Genomic DNA, 15,896 nt, shown 5'->3' on the forward strand with positions numbered 1-15,896 from the left:
TCTGAATTTGGAGGACTGCTGTGGAGACGTTGACATTGACCGCTCCTGCGAAGCTGAACCTGACCTTGGATGTGCTGGGGAAGCGGGAGGACGGCTATCATGAGATGCGGATGGTAATGACCTCTGTTTCCCTGGCCGATGAGGTGACCCTCACCTTGGAACCGGGGGAGGGCACAGTCATCTCTGCGGATCTGGGCTTTCTGCCAGTGGATGGAAGAAATTTGGCGGCCATTGCGGCGCAGCGCCTTCGACAGGCTACCGGGGGAAACTGGGGGAGGCTGACCATCCACCTTCGAAAGCGGATCCCGGTCTGTGCGGGTACCGCCGGAGGCAGCTCTGACGCCGCCGCCGTCCTTCGGGGCCTGAACCGTCTGGCGGGGTTGGGCCTGCGCGTGGAGGAGCTGGCCGAGATCGGCAGGAGCGTGGGGGCGGATGTGCCCTACTGCGTCATGGGCGGAACGGCTCTGGCGGAAGGGATCGGAGAAAAATTGACGCCCTTGCCGGCGCTGCCGGCGTGCTGGGCGGTGCTGGTGAAGCCCGGTTTCTCGGTATCCACTCCGGAGCTCTTTGCCAAGCTGGACGGGCAGAGGTTCCACGGCCGTCCCGATACCCCGGGGATGATCGGGGCGCTGGAGGCGGGGGATTTGCCCGGCGTGGCCCGAAGACTCTACAATGTCTTTGAGGAAGTGCTGCCCAAGCGGCAGCGGGACGTGGTGGAGGAAGTGAAGGGGACGCTGGTAGACAGGGGCGCCTTGGGCGCCTGTATGACGGGGACCGGCTCCATGGTATATGGACTTTTTTCCGCAGAGGAAAAGGCGGTGGAGGCGTTTGCAGCCCTGAAAAAAATTTGGCCTGAAACCTTCATTTCCTGCACAGGGGTGGATTAAGACGGGTCAAAAATGGAAAAAATGGATACACGCTTTACAGAAGGGTGTGTCCATTTTGTTATTGAAAGGAAAAACAGGCGCCCTGCGCCGGGAAATGGGTTCCAAGGGGAAAAATAAGCTTCACCGCTGGGAGCTGGCGCTGATGCTGGGCATATGCGTGGCGGCGCTGGGTGGGACTTGGCTCTCCGGGCAGCAGAGGGCGCTGTCGGAAAAAGTGGTGCGCCTCCATGTGGTAGGCGCGTCGGACGCGCTGGAGGAGCAGCTGGTGAAGCTGCGGGTGCGGGATGCGGTGCTGGAGGCGGCGGAGCCCTGGCTGGAGGATATTCAGGGTCAGGGCGCGGCCAGAACGGCTTTGGGCGAACACCTGGAGGAGCTGGCCCGGGCCGGAGCCGAGGCCGCCGAAGGAAGGCCGGTGACCGCGGCGCTGGAGGAGGACGTGTGGTTTCCCACCCGGCAATATACCGGCTTTTCCCTCCCGGCGGGCCGCTATACCGCCCTGCGGATCACGGTGGGAGAGGGGAAGGGCCGCAACTGGTGGTGCGTGGTCTTTCCGCCCCTGTGTATGGACTCAGTAAGCCAGCAGACCGCCGAGGCGGCGGGCCTCACCGGGAACCAGGTGGGGCTTATCACCGGGGAGGAGGGCTATGAGGTGCGCTTCAAGGCGCTGGAATTTTGGAACGAGCTGACCGAGAAACTGGGAAAGGAGTGAGAGCATGGAGAAGTATGTCTGCGGCCCCTGTGGGTATGTATACGACCCGGAGGTTGGCGATCCCGACAACGGCGTGGCCCCCGGAACACCGTGGGAAGATGTGCCTGAAGATTGGGTGTGTCCCATCTGCGGCATGGGCAAGGACGTTTTCGAGAAGGCATAAAATTTTGCCCATAGAGTGAAAATCCAATCTTGACTTTTGTGCTTGCCATCTGTTATATTTTATGTTGCAACGTGTAGCGTCAACGCGTAATTCCGGTTGAATGCTGCACGTTGCTTTTTTGTTGTCCGAAAACCCAAATTAAGATAGAAGGCGCGCGGCCTGAAGGCATAAGTCCAGCTCTTCATGTCGGGTACTTTCTTATGTTCAGGAGGAAGAGACATGGATCAAAAATCAAACGCTTTTTTGGAAAAAGAGCCCATCGGCAAGCTGATGGGCAAATATGCCGTGCCCTGCGTGATCTCTCTGCTGTGGCGGCCCTTTACAACATCGTGGATCAGCTGTTTATCGCCAACGCGGACTATCTGGGCTCCTATGGCAACGCGGCCAATACGGTGGTTTTCCCGCTGACGGTGGTGGCCCTGGCGCTGGCCGTAATGATCGGCGATGGCTGCTGCGCTTTTGTCAGCATCAGCCTGGGGGCGGGGAACCGGGAGGACGCCCACAAGAGCATCGGCAGCGCCGTGCTGCTGTGTATTGCCATCAGCCTGATCCTGACAGCAATTTATCTTGTGTTTCAGGAGCGCATCCTGACGATGTTCGGCGGACGGGTCAATGATGAGACCTTTTGCCATGCCAAAGAGTACTTCTTCTGGATCACCCAGGGCGTGCCCTTTTACATGTTCGGACAGGCGCTGAACCCCATCATCCGCTCTGACGGAAGCCCCCGGTTTGCGATGGCCTCTACCCTGGCGGGGGCGCTGGTCAATATCATCCTCGACCCCATTTTCATCTTTGTCTTCCGTTGGGGGATGATGGGCGCGGCGGTGGCCACTGTGCTGGGGCAAATACTCACCGCCGCGCTGGCGGTTTGGTACCTCTGCCACATGAAGGCCGTGTGGATGGAAAAGGGCAGCTTCCGAGTTCACGGGGCGCTGGTGAGGAAATATCTGCCGCTGGGCGGATGCAGCTTTTTGTCCCAGATCTCCCTGGTCATGGCCATGGCAGCGATCCAGAACATGACCTTGAAATACAGCGCGATAGACCCCATCTTTGGTCAGGCGCAGTTTACCCAGATCCCCATGGCGGTGCTGGGTATCGTAATGAAGTTCTTTCAAATCGTCATCTCCATCGCTGTGGGGCTGGCGGCAGGCTGTATCCCGGTGGTGGGATATAACATCGGCGCGGGGCGCAAAGACCGGGCAAAGGCTCTGTTTGTCCGCCTGCTGACGGCAGAGGCGATCGTGGGCGGAGTGGCCCTGCTCATTGTGGAGCTGCTGCCGGGACAGCTTATTGGGCTGTTTGGGGCGGCCAACGAGAGCGCCTACTATACCGAGTACGCCATCAAGTGCTTCCGGGTGTATCTGTGCATGACAGTGCTGGCCACGGTGAATAAGGGCACATTTATCTACCTGCAGGCCCTGGGAAAGGCTGTTGCCTCTACCGTCATCTCTCTGGTACGGGAGGTGGTCTTCGGCGTGGGCTTTGCCCTGCTGCTGCCCCGGTGGTTCGGACTGGACGGAGTGCTCTACTCCATGCCGGTGTCCGATCTGCTGACCTTTTTCATCTGTTTGACGGCGATCGTCTATACCTGCCGGGCGTTGAGAGACAGGGCCGGGGAGAAGGCGTAAAAAGGTGGAAAAAAGGGGCCCGGCACTGCCGGGCCCCTTTTGTTCTGTTTATGCCTCCGGCGTCCACAGATCGGTGAGGGCGTAGACGGTCTTTTTATCCCAACCGGTGCAGGTGCGGGCGGTGAACAGGCAATTCAAAACAGCCTCCTCCACCGCCTCGGCGGCGGCGCGGAAGGGGAGATCCATTTTTTCCTCGTGGAAGGCGGTCACCTGGCGGAGAGCGGACTTGTCGCCGGGGTCAAAGGGGTTGGCGGTGGAAAAGGCCAGGAACACCTCGCCGCTGCCGTGGCCGATGTATGAGCCCAGCCGGGCAAGGCCCACCGAGGCGCGCTTGGCCACCCGACCCAGCTGGCGGCTGTCCAGGGGGAGGTCGGTGGCGAGAAGGACGATGCAGGAGCCCACATCGCTCTCCTTGGCGGCCTTGGCGGCATCCAACCGGGGGCCGATGCGGCCGCCGTTTATGGTGAGGTCGGCCATGCTGCCGTGGTTGGCCAGCACCAGGGCGCCCATGGTATAAGTCTGTCCGTCCGCCTCCATGCGCCGGGAGGCGGAACCGACGCCGCCTTTAAGGCCGTGGCAGACCATGCCCTTGCCGGCGCCCACGTCCCCCTCGGCAAAGTCGGCCCCGGCGGCCTCAAAAGCGGCAAAGACATGTTCCCGGGTGACGGCGCGCTTTTGGATGTGGTTCAGGCCGCCGTCGTTACATTCGCAGACCACCGGGTTTACAGAGCGCAGGTCGACGCCATCTGCCTCACAGCGGCGGATCATGTACTCCACCAGGGCGTCGTGGACGATACCCACGTTGAGGGTGTTGGTCAGGGCGATGGGGGTCTCAATGACGCCCAGCTCCTCCACCTGAACCAGGCCAAGGCTCTTGCCAAAACCGTTGAGGACGAAAGCGGCGGCGGGGAGCTTGTGAGTGAACGGGTTTTGGGGGCAGGGAAGAAGGACGGTCACGCCGGTCTTATGCTCCTCGGTGTCCACGGTGCAGTGCCCAACGGTGACGCCGGGGACGTCGGTGATCCGGTTTCCGGCCCCGGTGGGGAGTGAACCGACTGCAACGCCGTAGTTACGGGCGCGAGACTGTTTCATAGTATCCCTCCTGGAAGGTTTTTCTCCATTGTACCCGCCAAAACGACCGCCGTCAAGGGCAAGGGAAAAATGCTGGAAAGGGGGCCGGGGGAGGGTCTAAAATCTGGTGGGAACGCCCATTGCCTTTTTGAGGGAAGTCCGTATAATTGCGTAGTACGCTCCAGAAGGAGGCAGAGGCGAAATGAAACAGCGGGAAAACAATATCCTTGGGCTGTGCTGGCCCATTTTTATAGAACTGCTTTTACAGATGCTGGTGGGCAACGCCGATCAGATCATGGTGGGTTGGCACGACCCCGGCGGGGTGGGAGCCATCGGCAACGCCAATCAAGTGACCAATCTGGTGCTGCTGGTCTTTTCCGTCATCTGTACCGCGTCGACCATCCTCATTTCCCAATACATAGGAGCAAAGGACACCGCCAAGCTCAACCGAACCTATACGGTGGCGCTGGTGACCAATATCGGTTTTGGAGTTATAGTCAGTGCCGTACTGATCCTGTTCTGTCCCGGTATCTTCCGGCTTATGGGCGTCCATGCCGACATCTTTGAAAAGACCTGCCAGTACATGCGCATCATCGGGGCCGGGATGGCGCTGCAATCCGCTTACCTGACCTTTGTGGCCTTTTTCCGCTCCAGTCAGATGATGAAGGAGACCATGGTCATCTCCGTCCTGATGAACTGCGTCAACATCGGCGGCAACGCCATCCTGATCAACGGCCTGGGGCCTGTGCCGGCCCTGGGGGTGGCGGGGGCGGCGGTGTCCAGCGACTTGTCCCGGCTCATCGGAGTGGCGGTCATCGCCGTCCTCTTCCGCAAACGGTTCGGACGGGCCATTTGCCTTCAGGAGCTGCGGCCCTTCCCCTGGGAACAGTTCAAGCGCCTGCTGGCCATCGGCGTGCCCACAGGGGGAGAGTCTCTTTCCTACAACATGTCACAAATTTGCATCCAGACCATCTGCAATCGCTTTGCCCAGTTCGTGGTGAACACCAGGGTCTATGCCAATATGTTCGCCAACGTGACCTATCTCTTCGGTGCGGCGCTGTCCCAGGCGGCGCAGGTGGTGGTGGCGCGGCTCATGGGTTCGGGGGATCTTCCCGGCACCCGGAAAAGCGTAAAGCGGGCCCTGCTGGGCTCCATGGCGGTGTCCCTGACGGTGAGCGTGCTCCTGTTTCTGCTGGCAAAGCCGGTCTATTCTATCTTTACCTCTGACCCGGACATCCTGGCCCTGGCGCCGGTCATTATGCTGATCGAAATTCCCCTGGAGGCGGGACGGGCGGTGAATATGGTCATGTGCCGGGTCTTGCAGGCCTGCGGGGATATCAGGTACCCCATCACCATCTGCATCATCTTTGCCTGGGCTATGGGAGTGGGCTGCGGCTGGCTCTTCGCGGTGCACCTTGGCTATGGCCTGCCGGGACTGTGGGCGGCCATGGCCTGCGATGAGTGCATCCGGGCGGTTTTGTTCCTGCTGCGATGGCGCTCTGGGGCATGGGAAGAGAAGCATTTGTTGTAAAAATGAAAGATTTTACTTGCTCGCTTGCAAAACGCGGATGCATATGATATACTATCTCCATTGTGTGTAAAGGGGGGAACCGCCGTGGCATTCAAGAAAAATGATGTGGATAACAGCTACCGGGAATTGAAGCGGGAGCTGGCCGCAGAAAGCATCGGAAGGCTCTACATCTTTCATGGAGAGGAGACCTACCTGCGGGATCACTGTGTGAAGGAAATGCGGGAAAAACTCCTCACCGGCGGCCTGGACGAGTTCAACCATCATGTTTTGCCGGCGAAAGATTTTACCATTCAGCGGCTGCGGGAGCTGGTGGACGCCATGCCCATGATGAGTGAACGCACCTTGGTGGAGGTTTACGACTACGATATCTATAAGGGGGATAAGGAGGCGCTGACGGAGCTGCTGAGCGACCTGCCCGATTACGTGTGCCTCATCTTTATCTATGACGTCATCCCCTATAAGCCGGACAACCGGGTGAAGCTGGCAAAGCTCATCAAGGAGACGGGACGGGAGGTCAACTTTCCCCGGCAGGGCCCCGATGGGCTCATCACCTGGATCCAGCGGCGGTTCAAGGCGCTCGGCCATGAAATTTCCGCCGAGGACGCCCGCTATCTGGTGTTTTTGTGCGGCGATCTGATGAATGGGCTGATCACCGAGATCGGCAAGATCGGGGCCTATGCCAAGGCCGAGCGCGTTACCCGCCAGGATATCGACACGGTGGCCACGCCCCAGCTGGACGCGGTGGTGTTCCAGCTCACTGACGCCATCTCCATGGGGAATTTCGATAAGGCCTTTTCCGTCATGTCCGACCTGCTGCATATGCAGGAGACTCCCATCGGGCTGCTGGCCATGCTGGGCTGGCAGCTGCGGCGGCTCTATACCGCCCGACTGGCCATTGAGAATGGGAAAGGGGCCAAGTGGCTTATGGAGCTGTGGGGCATCAGCTGGGCCTCTACGGCGGAAAAGCTCCTTCAGTCGGCCCGGCGGTTCTCCCTGGCATGGTGCCGCAGGGCGGTCATCCGCTGTGAGGAGACTGACCTTGCCATGAAATCCACCGGAGCGGACGCGGGGGAGCTGCTCACCGGCCTGCTTTTGGAGCTGGCGGAGAAGAAATCGGCTTGAGAACATGTCTTTCAGAAAGCGAGGGTGCTTATTTTGAATATTTTGATGGAGAGATTCAACCTGCCGCAGGAGCTGGCACAGATCGTGGAACACAGCCCCAGCGTCATCGTTCCCGAGAGCAAGGAGACCTTGTACGAGCTGATCTTCGGCAACAGCCGCAGCGACCGCATTGAGGTCTCCTATGAGGTGAACGGCGAGATGGTGAAGGAGGCCAGCGTGGTACGCTGCCGCAATGGGGCGGTGGTGAACTTTGAGGAGGATTACATGCGCCGCCGGGATCCGGACAGTATGCGCATCGCCGACGACCAGCCCACCGACAAGCCCCGGTTTGAGGAGGTCTACGGCTATCCCTTCTCTGAGGTGCGGGAGGAGACCATGCGGTGGCTGGCCACCCAGGAGCTGGTGCTGGTGCCCTTTAAGGCGGGGGGCTATGACTACGGCTATGAGGCGGTGCTGGTCTGCCCCCGGAACGCCGCCTTTTTTGCCTTTGCCCTGGGCCAGCTCCAGGCATTTGTGAACATTCGGGAGGTGGACAGCTTTACCCCCCGGGCCATTATCTATATGGCGCCGCCCTTCCGCCACACCCGCTTCAACGGCAAGCAGGTGGTGGTACACAGCCGCAGTGAGACGCTCCACGAGATCTTTTCCTACAATCTCTATCCCGGCCCCTCCGCCAAGAAAGGGGTTTACAGCGTGCTGCTGGACATCGGAGAGCAGGAGGGCTGGGTCACGGCCCACGCCTCCGCCGCCCGGATCATCACCCCCTATGAAAATGAGATGGTGATGATGCACGAGGGGGCCTCCGGCGGCGGTAAGAGCGAGCTTTTGCAGGATGTGCGCCGGGAGGAGGACGGCCGGGTGCTGGTGGGAGTGAACACCGTCAACGGTACCCGGCACTACATCAGCATGAGCGACACCTGTACCATCGAGCCGGTGACCGACGATATGGCCATGTGCTGTCCCAGCTTTCAGGGCGGCAGCGGCAAGCTGACTCTCTCGGACGGAGAGGACGGCTGGTTCGTCCGGGTGGACGGCATCGACGAGTATGGCGCCGACCCTACTTACGAGCGTATCTCCATCCATACCAAGGAGCCGCTGATCTTTTTCAACCTTCAGGCGGTGCCCAGGGCCACCTGCCTGCTCTGGGAGCACTCTCCGGATTCTGACGGCACCCCCTGCTCGAACCCCCGGGTCATCATTCCCCGGCGGATGATCGACCGGGTGGTGAAGGAGCCGGTGGAGGTGGACGTGCGCAGCTTCGGTGTGCGGATGCCCCCCGCCACTGCGGAGCACCCCAGCTACGGTATTGTGGGGCTGATGCACATTCTGCCCCCGGCCTTGGCCTGGCTGTGGCGGCTGGTAGCCCCCAGAGGGTACAATAACCCCAGCATTGTTGACGATGTGCCCTTGGCCAGCGAGGGGGTGGGCTCCTATTGGCCCTTTGCCACCGGGGAACGGGTGACCCAGGCCAACCTGCTCATGGAGCAGATCTTGAACTGTCCCAACACCAAGTATGTTCTCATTCCCAACCAACACATCGGTATCTATGACATCGGCTTCTCCGCCGAATGGATCGCCCGGGAGTATCTGGCCCGCCGGGGCGGAGTGAATTTCCGCATGGATCGCCTTTCTCCCGCCCGGTGTCCCATTCTGGGCTACTCTCTGAAGGAGATGAAGGTGGACGGCCAGTATATCTCGCCCAAATTCCTCCGGCCGGAGCTTCAGGAGCGGCTGGGACAGAAAGGTTATGACGCCGGAGCCAAGATCCTCGCAGAGTTCTTTGACCGGGAGCTGAGGGATTATGATACCGCCCGGCTCCATCCCATGGGCAAGGCGATCATCGACTGTTTCCGCGCCGGCGGCAGCCTGGAGGACTACTGCGAACTGATCCCCCTGGGGCTGGAATAAGCGATGGAACGAATCAGGGAGGCCATCGTGGTAGAGGGGCGGTATGACAAAAATACCCTCTCCCAGGTGGTGGACGCCGTTATTTTGGAAACCTCCGGTTTTGGCGTGTTCAAGGACGCCGAGCGGCTGGCGCTTTTGCGGCGGCTGGCTGCGGAGCGGGGACTGGTCGTTCTCACCGACTCCGACGGGGCTGGGTTCGTGATCCGTAATTTTCTGAAGGGGGCGGTGGATCCGTCCCTGGTGAAGCACGCCTATATCCCTGACCGCCCCGGTAAGGAAAAGCGCAAGCGCGCGCCGGGGAAGGAGGGAAAGCTGGGGGTGGAGGGAATGCCGCCCCAGACGTTGCTGGAGGCTCTGCGTAAGGCGGGTGCCACCTTTTTGGATGAGGAGGCGGGGGAGCGCGTCCCGCCCCGCCGGGCGCTGACCAAAGGGGATCTATACGCCGCGGGTTTGTCCGGGACGGCGGACGCCGCCCAGCGGCGGCAGGCGCTGTTAAAGAAGCTGGATCTGCCGGAGCACCTGAGTTCCAACGCCATGCTGGAGGTGCTCAACGCCCTCTACGGCTATGAAGGGCTGGCAGAGCTGGGGCTGATCTGACGGAAGGCGCTTGCTTTTTCTGCTGGGATGGCGTATGATATAGAACAATAAAGGCAGAGTAGGAAACGGCGTGTATAGTGCCGGCGGGACGGGGAGTTGTCCGCCGGACGAAGTGAGGCTTGACCTCCGCAGTGCCGTTTCCGCATCCCGCTGCCGCATAAGGGACGGCAGCATGAAATCCTCCTCTGTGCGGCACACCCGAAAGGGCTGCCCACCGCAGAAGGAGGAATTTTTATGCTTAAAAACAGAATGAGAACCTACGCCTCACCCTTTTCCGGGGACTATTGGAGGGATGCGCTGGCCGATTTTAAGAACCCACGCATCCTGTGCTTTGCGGCGCTGATGATCGCCGCCTGCGTGGCCCTGTCTTATCTGCCCTCCATTCGAATAGACCTTACCGATCTCTATACGGCCAAGGTCACCTGGGGCTTTTTGGCCCGGTGTGTGTGCGGCATGGTATGCGGGCCGGTGACGGCGCTTGTGTTCGGCTTCGCAGAGGATACGGTATCCTTCGTTGTGAAACCCAGTGGAGCGCCCTACTTTCCCGGCTATGCCCTCACCACGATGCTGGGGACCCTCTTCTACGCCCTGTTCCTCTACCGGGCCAAGCCCACTCTGCCCCGGGTGTTTCTTGCCAAGCTTTGCACCAGCGCCCTCAATGTGACCCTGGGGGCACTATGGAGCTCCATTCTGTCCGGAAAGGGGTATTTATACTACGCCGGAATCAGCTTTTGGAAAAATCTCCTTATGTTGCCGGTGCAGACCCTGATGCTCGTGCTTCTGCTCAATGCCCTCTATCCCGTGCTGTGCCGAATGGGGCTGGCGGCCAATGAGGAAAAAGCGGGGAGCGCAGGGATATAGAAGGCCGATGGATCAAGGACAGGTGCCGTCTGCGATTACTGTGAGCGGCACATAAAAATGCCCGTGAGAATATTTCTCACGGGCATTTTGCAGTTTCAGCCGGTCTCCTTTTCGTGGGCCTCCACCATCCAGGCGGGGAGGGCGTAGAGGTCTGCGTAGTCGGGATAATACTCGGTGAGACGCTCAGAGATGGACTGGTACTCCTCATAGCTCCAGGGCCGGGTACGCCGGTAGATGCGCACGGTGACGCCGTCGGAGAGCTGGAAAGTCTCAGGCAGCGGTTCGTAGGCTTTGCCGGGGCCGGTGTGCGACAGCACATCGTAGGCCAGAATGGTCATGACCCGTTGGTTTTCTTCTCCCAGGTGCACCTGAACCGGATCGCCCACGATCATGTAGTCGGCGGTGGGGGTATTCCAGTTGAAGGCGTCCCGCTTGTCCACCGTGCCGTGGTACTGGATGGTGGTGCGTACCTGCGGATCTGAAAGGCCCAGGGAGGGCCGGAGGCTGGTGAGGGTCTCACTGTTAAAGGTGAAGGAGGAGGCCATCACCACGGCGGTGTGGGGCTCGGTGGCGGAGAGGCCGTCAATGAAGTCGGACAGCTCCAGCAGCTGGTCGATGTCGGTGCGCTGGGGGCCGTAGAACTGGAAGGAGGGGAGCAGGGCGGGAAGGCGCAAGCTGGCGATGGAGACCGGCTGTACCTTGTAGATAAAGCAGTTCACCGCCGTAAGGATGGCGAAGATGGCGCTCCAGAACTGGGGCGCGGCGGACAGGGCCGTCACCGCCAGCAGGGCCACGGCAGGAAGATAGATGAGCAGATGCTGCTGACCGTGGGACTGGACGGCGATGAAGGCGGCGAAGCACACCGCCACCTGGACAAGGCCCAGCACCAGCTTGGCCCGATCCTCCTTGCGCCGCAGACCGTAGAGGGCGGAGAGAAAAACGACGATGAGTAAAATAAGGCCAAAATAGCGGCAGATAAGGAAGATATCTGTGCGTAGACCCAGGTCATAGGCGGAGTAGAGATCCTTGTAGTTGGTGCCCAGTACCTTATCCAGCAGGAATTGGTAGGTAAAAGTCAGAGAACACAGAGCGCAGGAGCCGAAGAGGGCGACGAAGTCTGCCCATCTCTTCCGGTCGCAGACCAGCTTCTGTACCAGGGCGGCCACACCAAAGGAGGCGGCAAAAAAGAAGAAATACCGCCGCAGAAGGAAGGAGCCCACCAACAGTGCGCCGGAGAAGATGCCGCGGCTGACGGCGGGCCGGTCGCTGGTATAGATGACATAGGCCCAGATGCCCAGCGCGGCGGCGGCCACATCCACAAAGCCCACAAGGCCGGTATAGCCCAGCATGGGGAACAGACCTACCAGCACAAGGCCGCTCCACTTTCTCTCCTTTGCCATGGCGGCCAGACCCCAGAGGGCGGGGAGGGTATAGAAGTTGGACAGGGCGAAGAGAAATACCGTTCGGCTGCCGCCAAACAGGCGCATCACCAGGGAGATGGGCAGGGCCAGAAGCTGGTTGTAATCCTGGGTCAGTGTGCTCTCCAGGACGCGGAGGAGATGCCCGTAGTTCATCAGATCCTCCGCCGCAAGAGAGCGGGCGATGGCCCAGTATCCGGCGCTGTCCCAGACATAGACCGTCTTTGAGGTGAAGGCGTAGAGCGCGGTGACGGCGTTGAGGCAGAGAAAGAGGAGCAGCATCTGCCGCCACGGCACCCGTCCCAGGCCCAAAAGCTCTCGTCCCGCATGGCAGAGGGCCAGAACGATGACGGCAAAAACCAGGCCGTTTCCCATATGGCAGAGCTTCTCCACCGGTACGCCGGGAAGCTCCGGCGGGGAGGAGGGCATGGACAGGCTCACATCGAAGAAAAAGCCCAGAAGAAAGCTTACTGTGCCCACCAGCAGGGTCTGCCAGGGCCGGTTCAGAAGCAGCAGCTTTTTCCCGGCATGGAGCAACGTGCCGGAAATGAGAACGGCGGCGGTGATCACCCCGGCGGCCACGGTCAGCTGAAGTCCGCTCAGGGGCGCCAGGGGGAGCAGCACCCAAAGGCGCACCAAAAGCCACCCCCAGAGGAAGGGGGCGGCTATGATGGCGAAGACCCAGGGCAATACCGGGTTATTCTGTTTTGGAGAGACCATCAGCCGGGAGGCCAAGTCATATCCCTCCCGGAGAGGACGTGGAAGTGGAGGTGGCGGACGCTCTGACCCGCCTGGTCACCGATGTTGGAGACCACGCGGTAGCTCTCCAGGCCCAGCTCTTTGGTGAGCTTGGCAATGACGGTGAAGATGTGGCCGATGGTGGCGGCGTTGGTCTCATCCACCTGGGATACCGACGGAATGTGGGCCTTGGGAATGACCAGGAAGTGGGTGGGAGCCTGGGGATCGATGTCATAGAAGGCGTAGCACAGCTCGTCCTCATAGACCTTCTTGCTGGGGATCTCCCCAGCGACGATCTTACAAAACAGGCACTCGGACATAGGGCGTTCCTCCTTTTTACAAATTACCGAAACTGGTTTTGGGCGCTGTCATAGCGGAAGCCGGCGGCCTCCAGCCTGGCACACAGGGCCTCTGGCGTGGTCTCATGCTCCTCGCATAGGGCCGCTAAGGTGGGAAAGCGATCTCTGAGCTGGGTGTTGACCACGCTCAAAAGGATAAAGGGATCCTGAGGAAGCATGGCTCAAAGCCCCAGCTTTTCCGCCACGAAGCCGTCCACCGTGGCCAGGGCGTCGTCCAGCTTCAGCAGGTCACTGCCGCCGCCCATGGCGGAGTCGGGCTTGCCGCCACCCTTGCCGCCGCAGATGGCGGTGACGGAGCGGATAATGTCGCCGGCCTTGATGCCCTTGGCAACAGCCGCCTTGCCGCAGACGGCCAGGAAGGTGATCTTGCCGGCCTTGACGGAGGAGAGGACGGCGACGACACTCTCATCCCGGTCGCGGAGGAAGTCGCCGGTCTTACGAAGCTTGTCGGCGTCAGCGTCGGGGAGCGTGGCGGTGAGCACCTTCAGGTCGCCCACATCCTTAGCGCCCATGAGGAAGGTTTTGGCCTCGCTGACAGCCTCTTTGGCCTGGAAGGCCTCTACAGTGTGGCGGAGGGCCTTGATCTCCTCCATGGTCTGGGAGACCCGCTCCCGCAGCTCGAAGGGCTTGGCCTTGAGGACTGCGGCGGCCTGGAAGAGCATCTCCTGATTACGGTTCAAGGTCTCCAGGGTGAGAAGGCCGGTGGTGGCCTCAATGCGGCGGACGCCGGAGGCCACGGAGAACTCACTGTCGATGTGGAAGAAGCCGGCCTTGGCGGTGTTGTCCAGGTGCGTGCCGCCGCAGAACTCCACAGAGAAACCGTGGCCCATGTCCACCACCCGGACGGTGTCACCGTATTTTTCGCCGAAGAGGGCGATGGCGCCCTTCTGCTTGGCCTCCTCGATGGGGAGCACATCGGTGTGCACCTCGTAGCCCTCCAAAATAGCCTCGTTGACGATGGCGGCCACCCGGGCGAGCTCCTCAGGAGTCATGGCGGAGAAGTGGGTGAAGTCGAAACGGAGACGGTCAGGCTCCACCAGGGAGCCGGCCTGCTGGACATGTGCACCCAGCACCTGGCGCAGAGCGGTGTCCAGCAGGTGGGTGGCGGTGTGGGCGCGCATGACGGCTTTGCGGCGGTCAACGTCGATGGCGGCTTCCACGGGATCGCCCACCTTCAATACGCCCTCGACCATCTTGCCGTAGTGCATATATTTACCGCCCTTGTTCTTCTGCACGTCGGCGACCTGGAAGGAAAGACCCTTGCCAGTGATGGAGCCGTGGTCGGCCACCTGGCCGCCCATCTCGGCATAGAAGGGGGTCTTGTCCAGCACCACGATGGCCTCCACACCGGAGACGATCTCGTCCACCAGCTCGCCCTCGGCCACGATGGCCACCACCTTGGCGGTGGAGATGGTCTCGGTGTAGCCGGTGAAGGTGGTCTCGGGCACCTCTTTGCCGAACTCCACGCCGGCCCAACCCAGATCGCCCAAAGCCTCACGGGCCTTCCGGGCCCGGACTTTCTGCTCCTCCATCAGGGCCTTGAAGGCGTCCTGGGCCACCTTCATGCCGTGCTCAGCCACCATCTCGATGGTCAGGTCAATGGGGAAGCCGTAGGTATCATACAGCTTGAAGGCGTCGGCCCCGGAGAACAGGTTTTCCATCTTGGCCTTGTGGGCCTGGAGCATGTCATGGAAGATCTTCAGGCCGCCGTCGATGGTGCGGGCAAAGTTCTCCTCCTCCACCCGGATGACCTTGGTGATATAGTCCTGCCGCTCCCGCAGCTCGGGGTAGTGGCCCTCGTTTTCGTGGATGACGGTAGCGCAGACCTCATAGAGGAAAGGCTCGTTGACCCCCAGGAGCTTGCCGTGACGGGCGGCCCGGCGGAGGAGACGGCGAAGGACATAGCCCCGGCCCTCGTTGGAGGGGAGCACGCCGTCGCAGATCATGAAGGTGGCAGAGCGGATGTGGTCGGTGATGACCCGGAGGGACACGTCCCGCTCGTGGCTTTCGCCGTAGTGGGCGTGGGTGATCTCGCTGACCTTGTGGGTAATGTTCATGACGGTGTCCACATCGAACAGGGAATCCACGTCCTGGCACACCACGGCCAGCCGTTCCAGGCCCATGCCGGTGTCGATATTCTTCTGCTTCAGCTCCTCGTAGTGGCCCTCGCCATCGTTATTGAACTGGGAGAAAACGATGTTCCAGACCTCCATATACCGGTCGCAGTCACAGCCCACGGTGCAGCCGGGCTTGCCGCAGCCATACTTCTCGCCCCGGTCATAGTAGATCTCGGAGCAGGGGCCGCAGGGGCCGGAGCCGTGCTCCCAGAAGTTGTCCTCCTTGCCGAACTTGAAGATGCGCTCGGTGGGTATGCCGATCTCCTCATTCCAGATGCGGAAGGCCTCCTCGTCGGCGGGGGTGGTCTCGTTGCCGGCGAAGACGGAGGGGTAGAGGCGGCTGGGGTCGATGCCCACCCACTCGGGGGAGGTGAGGAACTCCCAGGCCCAGTGGATGGCCTCCCGCTTGAAGTAGTCCCCGAAGGAGAAGTTGCCCAGCATCTCGAAGTAGGTGCCGTGGCGGGCGGTGTGGCCGATGTTCTCAATGTCGCCGGTGCGGATGCACTTCTGGCAGGTGGTCACCCGATGGCGGGGGGGCTCCTTCTCTCCGGTGAAGTAGGGCTTCATGGGCGCCATACCGGAGTTGATGAGGAGCAGGGAGGCGTCGTCCTGGGGGATGAGGGAGAAGCTGGGCAGGCGCAGATGGTTCTTGCTCTCAAAAAATTTCAGGTACATCTCCCGCAGTTCGTTGACGCCGAGATACTTGGGCTTACTCATGGAAATAACCTCCGATCAAAATTAGGGGTGGGAAATAAAAACGCTCCGCCCCTGTGAAGTCCAGGGGCGA

General features: G+C 60.8%; 13 protein-coding genes, 1 pseudogene and 1 riboswitch. Of the genes and pseudogenes, 9 read left to right on the plus strand and 5 right to left on the minus strand.

Annotated features, from left to right (window positions below; all coding sequences use genetic code 11):
* Positions 1–20 precede the first annotated feature (20 nt).
* The 4 genes and pseudogenes from ispE to NFR87_RS00240 all read left to right on the plus strand — a co-directional run bounded on the left by ispE (position 21) and on the right by NFR87_RS00240 (position 3,387).
* Positions 21–887 carry a 4-(cytidine 5'-diphospho)-2-C-methyl-D-erythritol kinase gene (gene ispE, locus NFR87_RS00225; protein ID WP_251444800.1) on the plus strand — a complete coding sequence of 289 codons (867 nt, stop codon included), beginning with the start codon at positions 21–23 and terminating at the stop codon, positions 885–887.
* Positions 888–942: 55 nt separating this feature from the next.
* Positions 943–1,596, plus strand: coding sequence for a stage II sporulation protein R (locus tag NFR87_RS00230; protein WP_251444803.1), 654 nt, complete (start codon positions 943–945; stop codon positions 1,594–1,596).
* A 4-nt stretch (positions 1,597–1,600) separates the two neighbouring features.
* Positions 1,601–1,759 carry a rubredoxin gene (gene rd, locus NFR87_RS00235; RefSeq protein WP_251444806.1) on the plus strand — a complete coding sequence of 53 codons (159 nt, stop codon included), beginning with the start codon at positions 1,601–1,603 and terminating at the stop codon, positions 1,757–1,759.
* A 219-nt stretch (positions 1,760–1,978) separates the two neighbouring features.
* Positions 1,979–3,387, plus strand: a pseudogene (locus NFR87_RS00240) (MATE family efflux transporter).
* A 48-nt stretch (positions 3,388–3,435) separates the two neighbouring features.
* Here the strand turns inward: NFR87_RS00240 and NFR87_RS00245 are convergent.
* A complete protein-coding gene (locus tag NFR87_RS00245; RefSeq protein WP_251444809.1) occupies positions 3,436–4,479 on the minus strand; it encodes a DmpA family aminopeptidase in 1,044 nt (347 codons plus the stop codon).
* Positions 4,480–4,660: 181 nt separating this feature from the next.
* On the opposite strand from NFR87_RS00245, the gene NFR87_RS00250 reads away from it, so the two are divergent.
* From NFR87_RS00250 to NFR87_RS00270, 5 genes are all read left to right on the plus strand, one after another.
* Entirely contained in the window at positions 4,661–5,989 is a 1,329-nt protein-coding gene (locus NFR87_RS00250; RefSeq protein ID WP_251444812.1) for an MATE family efflux transporter, read from the plus strand.
* Between the two features lie 84 nt (positions 5,990–6,073).
* A complete protein-coding gene (gene holA, locus NFR87_RS00255) occupies positions 6,074–7,111 on the plus strand; it encodes a DNA polymerase III subunit delta (protein ID WP_251444815.1) in 1,038 nt (345 codons plus the stop codon).
* 24 nt (positions 7,112–7,135) lie between these two features.
* Positions 7,136–9,019, plus strand: coding sequence for a DUF4914 family protein (locus tag NFR87_RS00260; protein ID WP_338147017.1), 1,884 nt, complete (start codon positions 7,136–7,138; stop codon positions 9,017–9,019).
* A 3-nt stretch (positions 9,020–9,022) separates the two neighbouring features.
* A complete protein-coding gene (locus NFR87_RS00265) occupies positions 9,023–9,616 on the plus strand; it encodes a ribonuclease M5 (protein ID WP_251444820.1) in 594 nt (197 codons plus the stop codon).
* A 52-nt stretch (positions 9,617–9,668) separates the two neighbouring features.
* Positions 9,669–9,771: riboswitch (THF riboswitch) on the plus strand.
* A 79-nt stretch (positions 9,772–9,850) separates the two neighbouring features.
* Positions 9,851–10,477: a folate family ECF transporter S component gene (locus NFR87_RS00270; RefSeq protein ID WP_251444824.1), complete on the plus strand. Its 627-nt coding sequence runs from the start codon at positions 9,851–9,853 to the stop codon at positions 10,475–10,477.
* A 95-nt stretch (positions 10,478–10,572) separates the two neighbouring features.
* Here the strand turns inward: NFR87_RS00270 and NFR87_RS00275 are convergent, their stop codons facing one another.
* The 4 genes from NFR87_RS00275 to alaS are packed head-to-tail and all read right to left on the minus strand — an operon-like array spanning position 10,573 to position 15,826.
* Positions 10,573–12,630 (minus strand): hypothetical protein, encoded by a 2,058-nt coding sequence (locus NFR87_RS00275; protein ID WP_251444827.1) that lies wholly within the window; start codon positions 12,628–12,630, stop codon positions 10,573–10,575.
* Positions 12,615–12,953, minus strand: a complete 339-nt coding sequence (locus tag NFR87_RS00280) for a histidine triad nucleotide-binding protein (RefSeq protein WP_251444830.1) — start codon at positions 12,951–12,953, stop codon at positions 12,615–12,617. The genes NFR87_RS00275 and NFR87_RS00280 overlap by 16 nt, the downstream gene beginning before the upstream one ends.
* 23 nt (positions 12,954–12,976) lie before the next feature.
* A complete protein-coding gene (locus tag NFR87_RS00285) occupies positions 12,977–13,150 on the minus strand; it encodes a DUF4250 domain-containing protein (RefSeq protein WP_251444833.1) in 174 nt (57 codons plus the stop codon).
* A gap of 3 nt (positions 13,151–13,153) precedes the next feature.
* Complete coding sequence (gene alaS / locus NFR87_RS00290) at positions 13,154–15,826, minus strand: alanine--tRNA ligase (RefSeq protein WP_251444836.1); 2,673 nt, start codon at positions 15,824–15,826, stop codon at positions 13,154–13,156.
* Positions 15,827–15,896 lie beyond the last annotated feature (70 nt).

Source organism: Vermiculatibacterium agrestimuris, from assembly GCF_943193085.1.
Classification (GTDB): Bacteria; Bacillota; Clostridia; order Oscillospirales; family Oscillospiraceae; genus Vermiculatibacterium; species Vermiculatibacterium agrestimuris.